Consider the following 6,659-nt stretch of genomic DNA (forward strand, 5'->3'; position numbering starts at 1 on the left):
AAAATCGGCGGCAGCCCTCCGATGCGAACGTGAGGCAAGGCGACGAAGAAGGCGACCAAGCCGTAGGCGATCCAGCGTCGCCATTTCCACCAAAAACCGGTCGACAAGGTTGGCCGTAGCCAGCGCCGCGAACCGTCTTTTTCGAGCGTACTAAGCACATGCTCGGGTGACTCGAGCATGCTGCTGTCATGGGTTGCGCCGTCGGAAATCACCGGCAACGGTTTTGCATCATTCATCGTTACGCCTCCTTCAATAGAAGCGGGAATCACTGCAGCGGTTCGATTTTATTCCTTTCGGAATGTTTCTCGAACTCGCGGCGTTGGCGGATCGATCCGCGGTGGCGGCGATTCTTCCCGGGGTTGGGGAGAGTCGCCGCAGGGATTGCCCGGCGATTCGGACAATTTGGTTCTTTTAGGTCGCTGTCTTCTTGCCCATCGGCTCGGAGGCTTCTTCGCTTGCCTCTCCTTTGGTTTCGTCCGTTGCTTCGTCAGAAGCGGGGGCTTCTTCGGGTGGCGCTTCAGGCCATGGCGCAATCACGCGTCCTTCGGCGGGCTTGCCGTCAGCCGCTTCGGTGCCACGCAGGCTGGCGACATAGCTGGCGGCCAATACCAATTCATTAGGGGACAAGCGAGTCTTCCACGCCGGCATCGCTCCGCCCGCTGCCCCGTTCTCTAGAACGTTCAAAATGTCGCCGATGTCTTTCACGTTTTTATATGCATCGTCGGTCAGGTTCGGGCCGACCAAACCGCCGCCGTCCGCGCCGTGACAGGAAACGCAATTGGTTTTGAAAACCGATTGGCCCACCCGCAGCCAATTGGGCTCGTATAAAAATTTCACCACAGTGGCGCGATCCATTTTCAATTCGCCGATCTCTGCGAATTGCAATCGGATGTTCTCGGCCAGTGCTTTGTCATAGCGTTCGGTGGCCGTTCGTCCTTCGGCGCCGCCGTGGTAGAACGCGGCGTACGGGAACGCAAACAAGATCGATCCGATAAACATCCATTTCCACCAACCTGGCAATGGATTGTCAAATTCTTGGATGCCGTCATAGGCATGGCCTGTCAACGGATCATCAGGAATTTCACCCACGATCGACTCTTGCTCGATACCATCTTGGTTTTTCGGGTTATTGTCCATCGCGAGGAGTCTCCACATTGTCGGATAGCGGGATAGCTGCAAATCGGTCAGTCGCGTTGCGTGACAATCGCATCGTGGCGAAGAACATTAAACCGAAGGCAAAGCAGAACAACGCCAGTGCAATTTCGGCACAGTCGCTGTAATCGATTGCTCGTATCACATCAGTAAGCATGATTCAAATTCACTAGGTGTGAGAAGTTCGTTTTTGTCTCGCGGTCCCGTAGCGGACGTCGTCAAGACTTTCGTCGGTTTTCCCAAAGGATCCACCGGATAATCTCGTTACCGTGCCGCGACCTCTTCGGTGGCGGGTTCTTCGGCCGTGGCCGGGTCTGCCGGCGTTTCTTCTTTAGCTTCGGGCTCCGGCGTTGCGAAGATGTCCGTTCCCACTCGCTGCAGAAACGCAATCAATGCGATCGCTTTGGTGTCAAACGTCATCAATTCGCCACGCTGTACCGGGCCGCCTTGCGAGACCACGTCGGCCGCGATCACCTCGGCTTGCTTGCGAGCGATGTCGGCGGAATCGGCGATGTCAAAGTCGTAGGGGGCTCCCAACGCTTGGGCGGCCCAAACGCGATCGGGGATCATCTCAAAGTTGATCTTTGTATCGAGCAAATGCAGGTAGCTGGGCATCACACTGCCGGGCGAAACCTGCTCTGGATTTTCCAGATGCAACCAGTGCCAAAGACTGCTCTGTTTGCCCCCTTCGCGAGCCAAGTCGGGACCGATACGGCGACTTCCCCATTGGAACGGACGGTCGTAAATGAATTCGCCCGCCTTGCTGTATTCGCCATAACGTTTTGTTTCGGCAACAAACGGACGCACCATCTGTGAGTGGCAGTTGTAACAGCCTTCGGCGACAAAAATGTCGCGGCCAGCAAGCTCAAGCGGCGTGTACGGTTTTACCGTCGCGATCGTGGGCACGTTGCTGCGAATCAAGAACGTCGGAATGATCTCAAACAGACTGGCGATCACCACCGCCAATGTCGTCAACACGGTAAACCGCAGCGGCAATCGTTCCCAGCGGCGGTGCCAATCCATCCTGCCAAACACGTCAAGCTTCTTGGCCGATTCCAGTACCGGGACGGTGTCCAGTGCACTGGTCGTGTCGATCGTTTCTTCCGGCACTTCCTTGGACAATCGTGGCGTGTGGTAAACCGGTACTTCATAGGTGGGTGGACGGGTGGTCCAGGTCATGAACCAGTTGACTGCCATGATCAGAATACCCGAGACAAACAGCAAACCGCCCAGCACACGCAACCACCACAGCGGCACGATCGATTGAATGGTTTCGATGAAGTCGGGATAAACGAGGTTTCCGGTTTCGTCCATCGCTCGCCACATCAAACCTTGCATCAAGCCGGCGGCGTAGATCGGCACGATGTACAGCAAAATGCCAATCGTTCCGATCCAAAAGTGAGCCGAGGCCGCCTTGGTGCTCCACAACTTGGTTTGGAACAACCGTGGCAACAACCAATACAGCATTCCGAACGTCATCATGCCGTTCCATCCGAGCGCACCGGCGTGAACGTGGGCGATCGTCCAATCGGTGTAGTGGCTCAGCGCGTTGACGCTCTTCACGCTCAACAGCGGGCCTTCGAAGGTCGCCATCCCGTAGAATGTCACCCCGACGACAAAGAATTTCAAAACTGGATCGACGGCGACTTTTTGCCAAGCACCGCGAAGCGTTAGTAGCCCGTTGATCATGCCACCCCACGACGGCATCCACAACATCACGCTAAACAGCATCCCCAGCGTCGAGGCCCATTCGGGAAGTGCGGTGTAGTGCAAATGGTGAGGTCCAGCCCAGATGTAGATGAAGACCAACGACCAAAAGTGGATGATCGAAAGCTTGTAGCTAAATACCGGCCGGTTTGCCGCTTTGGGCAAAAAGTAATACATCAAGCCGAGAAACGGAGTGGTCAAGAAGAACGCTACCGCATTGTGGCCGTACCACCACTGCATGAACGCGTCTTGGACACCCGCATAGATCGGATAGCTTTTGCCCAGACCAATTGGAACGACCAGGTTGTTAAAGACGTGCAGTACCGTCACGGTGACAATCGTGGCGATGTAAAACCACAACGCCACGTACATGTGCCGCTCGCGACGATGGATCAACGTCATCAAGAAGTTGATGCCAAAGAATCCAGCCCAGACGACGGCGATCGCCAAGTCGATTGGCCATTCAAGCTCGGCGTACTCTTTGCTTTGCGTGATCCCCATCGGCAGTGTCACAGCCGCCGCGACGATGATCGCTTGCCAGCCCCAGAAATGCAGCCGACTCAACGCGTCGCTCCACATCCTCGCTTTGCACAATCGCTGAGTGCTGTAGTAGACAGCCGCGAAAATCGCGTTGCCGGCGAAGGCAAATATCGCCGCGTTGGTGTGCAGCGGGCGAAGACGACCGAAACTGAGCCATTCAAGTTCACCAAACAATTTTGGCAAAACCAAAATGATCGCGACGATCAAACCGACCAGCGTGGCGACCAGACCCCAAAACAGGGTCGCTGTCGCAAACTTCCGCACGATATCGTCATCGTAGGAATAAGTATCGATTTGCGCGTCAAGATTCGCTTGACCTGATTGTTGCTCAGGAAATCCTGATTGAGTCTCGATCGACAAGTGTCTCTTCCTTTGATCACAAACGAGTGGTGCGAGCTGATGAGTCAGCCAACGGTGACGCTGATCGCATTGGGTTCGTCGCCACCCTCTGGAAATGTATCTAACAAACTGAACACCAAACGCAGATTTGCCAATGTGGCAGGCTGTCGCAAGCTTGTTCAAATCAATTTTGAAGCAGGAATCTCCGCTAAAAATTGATCGTCGTCAATACAAGTCCCATCGGTTCATGGCAATCCGTGCGGCCTCTAACAATGAGCCCATTCGCACGCTCGGCTAGGCGATCGAGCAAATGGGCGCGCTGGTCGTGTCGAACAGGGTTCTACACTAGCTCTCGCGGGCTATCGAACATCGCTTTTGGACGCTGATTGTACCTGCTTTGGATGTTTGTCGCTGCCTCCTTGACCGGCTAAAACAAAGCAAAAAACTTCGTTTCTTAGGTGCACCCACTGCATCGGAGGCTCTCGCGTCCCACGCCGTAATGGACGAGGCAATGAGTCCCGGCAGCTGTCAAAATCCTGCAAGGATTCGTAGCGACGTTCCCGACACGTAAAATAGGACGGGTCGGTTTTCGCAATTCTTCAAGGATGCTCGTTGGATGAAACGAAATTGACTCGGTTTCGCACCGTCGCTCCGCCCGACAAATTCGCCACTGTGAAACCGTGCTGTTTCAAAATACGTGCAGCAATATGGCCGCGAACGCCGACGGCACACGATACGACCGTGGGCAGCGACGGATCGAGCTCGCCGATTCGCTCTCGCAGTTCATCGACCGGGATGGCAAAGACCCCTGCTTCGGATTCGCTGCTCAGCGGCGATCCGGCCAGCGGTGTCCGCTCAATCTCGCCGGCGGTGCGGACATCGACCACCTGTTTCCCCGCTAAATTGGCATCGCTATCACAAAATGTTTCGATGCCATCGATCTGGTTACAGGCGGCGAACGCGGCCATATGGACCGGATCTTTTGCCGATCCAAACGGCGGCGCGTAGCTGAGGTCGACGCCACTGAGTTGCCTAGCAGTGCCCTCGAATTGCATGGCCGTGGCGATCACGTCGATTCGTTTGTCAACGCCTGCACCGCCGACGGCTTGCGCACCGAGGATCTTTCCCGTTTCCGCCTGGTAGACCAGTTTCAGAGTCATCACCTCGGCTCCGGGATAGTAGCCCGCGTGATTTTTAGCCACGATCGTGACACTGGCCGCGTCGACCCCCATTCGTTTTGCCATGGCACGCGACAATCCCGTCATCGCCGCACTGACGCCAAACACCCGGACGACCGACGTCCCTTGCACGGTCGGCATCGGGTCGCTTTGGCCGGTCGCAGCATGCTGGCCCGCTAAACGTCCCGCCCGATTGGCTGGTCCTGCCAAGGAAACTCGCATCCGTTTTCCGGTCGGACCGAACCGATATTCCGCCGCGTCACCGACTGCGTAAATATCGGGATCGCTGGTTTGCATGAAGTCGTTGGTCGCAATCCCGCCGGTGACTCCGATCTCCAATCCCGCATCAACAGCAAGTTGGATGTTGGGTTGCACGCCGATCCCCATCACAACCAAATCGGTCGGGATCGTGCTGCCGTCGCTCAAGCTGACCTCGGTCACTTGGTTATTGCCGTCGGTGACCAAACCGGTGACGCTACGGCCCAGCAGCAGCGAGACTCCTTTGGCTTCGATTTCATCGGCGATCGGCCGAGCCATCTCTGGATCAAGCAGTGGCAATACCTGCGGCTGCAGTTCCACCAGCGTGGTGTTGAGTCCCCGCTGGGCAAGCTGTTCAACCATTTCCAGCCCGATATAGCCCGCACCGACGACCACCGCGTTTTTCGTTTGTTTGTCGTCGACGATCGCCTTGATGCGATCGGTGTCATTCAAGTTCCGCAGGCTGAGAACATTTTCGGCATCCGCCCCATCCAGATTGGGGCGAATTGGCGACGCACCGGGCGCCAGGATCAATTTGTCGTAATCGATCCAAGTGATTCCCGAAGTTTCACCGCAACGGACTTCCACCCGTTTGTTTTGGCGATCGATCGACACCGCCTCGTGTCGTGTTCGCACATCCAAGCGAAATCGGCGACGTAAAAACTCGGGCGTGGCGACAAGCAGCGAGTCGCGATTGGGAATTTCTTCGCCAATATGATAAGGCAAGCCGCAATTCGCAAACGACACGTCTGGATCTTTCTCCAGCAGAATGATCTCAGCGTTTTCATTCATCCGGCGGGCTCGCGTTGCCGCCGACGCCCCTCCGGCGACCCCACCAACAATGACAATGGTAAGCGGCTTGGTGGCATTCATCGTGATCAGGTTCCTTCGTATCGCGGAGGCTGCAAATATCGTAAGTTAGAGAACTATCGACAATCGGGGCTCTTGGGAAGCCCCGTTTTCACGCGGCCGCGTCGATCGATCGCACCCGGATGTCCCCCGTTTAGGATAGGTTGCGACGAGCTGTCGCAGTTTGTGGATTTCATGCGTGAGAGCGATGCCTCGAATTTCACCCGCTCGATTTGCTTTGGTCGCCAATGGCGGCTTGGTTTTCGGTTTTTCGCTCGCTACTTTTCTTGTCGATGCTGCGTTTGCCTGGGGCATCGTGTTGATGGGCTGCAGTTTGATCTACTCGGGATCGAGCGGATTTTGCGGATTTGCCGTGATCTTTGCGAAACTCGAGTCGTTTTTTGGGGAATCGAAGGCACCGTAGGCCAAGGTTTCGTCGTCCACTCGATTATCACTCATTCACGACAAGCGAATCTCGATGATTTCGATCGACCGACAAGTCCGCATCGTCGCCGGATCGCTCGTGTTCACCGGTGCCGTGTTGGCGTTGACGGTCCACGTTGCCTTTGCCGGCGTATCAACGTTTGTCGGTGCCGGCTTGGCGTTTGCCGGAATCTCGGACACGTGTGCGATGGC

Annotated in this window: 6 protein-coding genes and 1 pseudogene; 2 read left to right on the plus strand and 5 right to left on the minus strand. The window is 55.9% G+C overall.

Annotation, left to right across the window (positions count from 1 at the left end):
- The 5 genes and pseudogenes from ABX962_RS26130 to ABX962_RS26150 form a co-directional block, all read right to left on the minus strand.
- A pseudogene (locus ABX962_RS26130) lies at window positions 1-236 on the minus strand (cytochrome c oxidase accessory protein CcoG); the annotation flags it as partial.
- Between the two features lie 175 nt (window positions 237-411).
- On the minus strand, window positions 412-1,137 hold the full coding sequence (locus ABX962_RS26135) for a cbb3-type cytochrome c oxidase N-terminal domain-containing protein (protein ID WP_372723758.1): 726 nt from the start codon (window positions 1,135-1,137) through the stop codon (window positions 412-414).
- Entirely contained in the window at window positions 1,127-1,309 is a 183-nt protein-coding gene (locus tag ABX962_RS26140) for a hypothetical protein (RefSeq protein WP_040769101.1), read from the minus strand. The genes ABX962_RS26135 and ABX962_RS26140 overlap by 11 nt, the downstream gene beginning before the upstream one ends.
- Before the next feature lie 107 nt (window positions 1,310-1,416).
- Window positions 1,417-3,759, minus strand: a complete 2,343-nt coding sequence (gene ccoN, locus ABX962_RS26145; protein ID WP_372723760.1) for a cytochrome-c oxidase, cbb3-type subunit I — start codon at window positions 3,757-3,759, stop codon at window positions 1,417-1,419.
- A gap of 578 nt (window positions 3,760-4,337) precedes the next feature.
- Window positions 4,338-6,047, minus strand: a complete 1,710-nt coding sequence (locus ABX962_RS26150) for an FAD-dependent oxidoreductase (protein ID WP_372723762.1) — start codon at window positions 6,045-6,047, stop codon at window positions 4,338-4,340.
- Window positions 6,048-6,231: 184 nt separating this feature from the next.
- Between ABX962_RS26150 and ABX962_RS26155 the strand changes: the two genes are divergently transcribed.
- Both ABX962_RS26155 and ABX962_RS26160 read left to right on the plus strand, forming a co-directional pair.
- On the plus strand, window positions 6,232-6,447 hold the full coding sequence (locus ABX962_RS26155; RefSeq protein WP_372723764.1) for a hypothetical protein: 216 nt from the start codon (window positions 6,232-6,234) through the stop codon (window positions 6,445-6,447).
- Between the two features lie 54 nt (window positions 6,448-6,501).
- A partial coding sequence (locus ABX962_RS26160; RefSeq protein WP_372723766.1) for a YgaP-like transmembrane domain occupies window positions 6,502-6,659 on the plus strand: 158 nt, incomplete at its 3' end.

The sequence above is a fragment of the Novipirellula sp. genome, from assembly GCF_041583735.1.
Classification (GTDB): Bacteria; Planctomycetota; Planctomycetia; order Pirellulales; family Pirellulaceae; genus Novipirellula.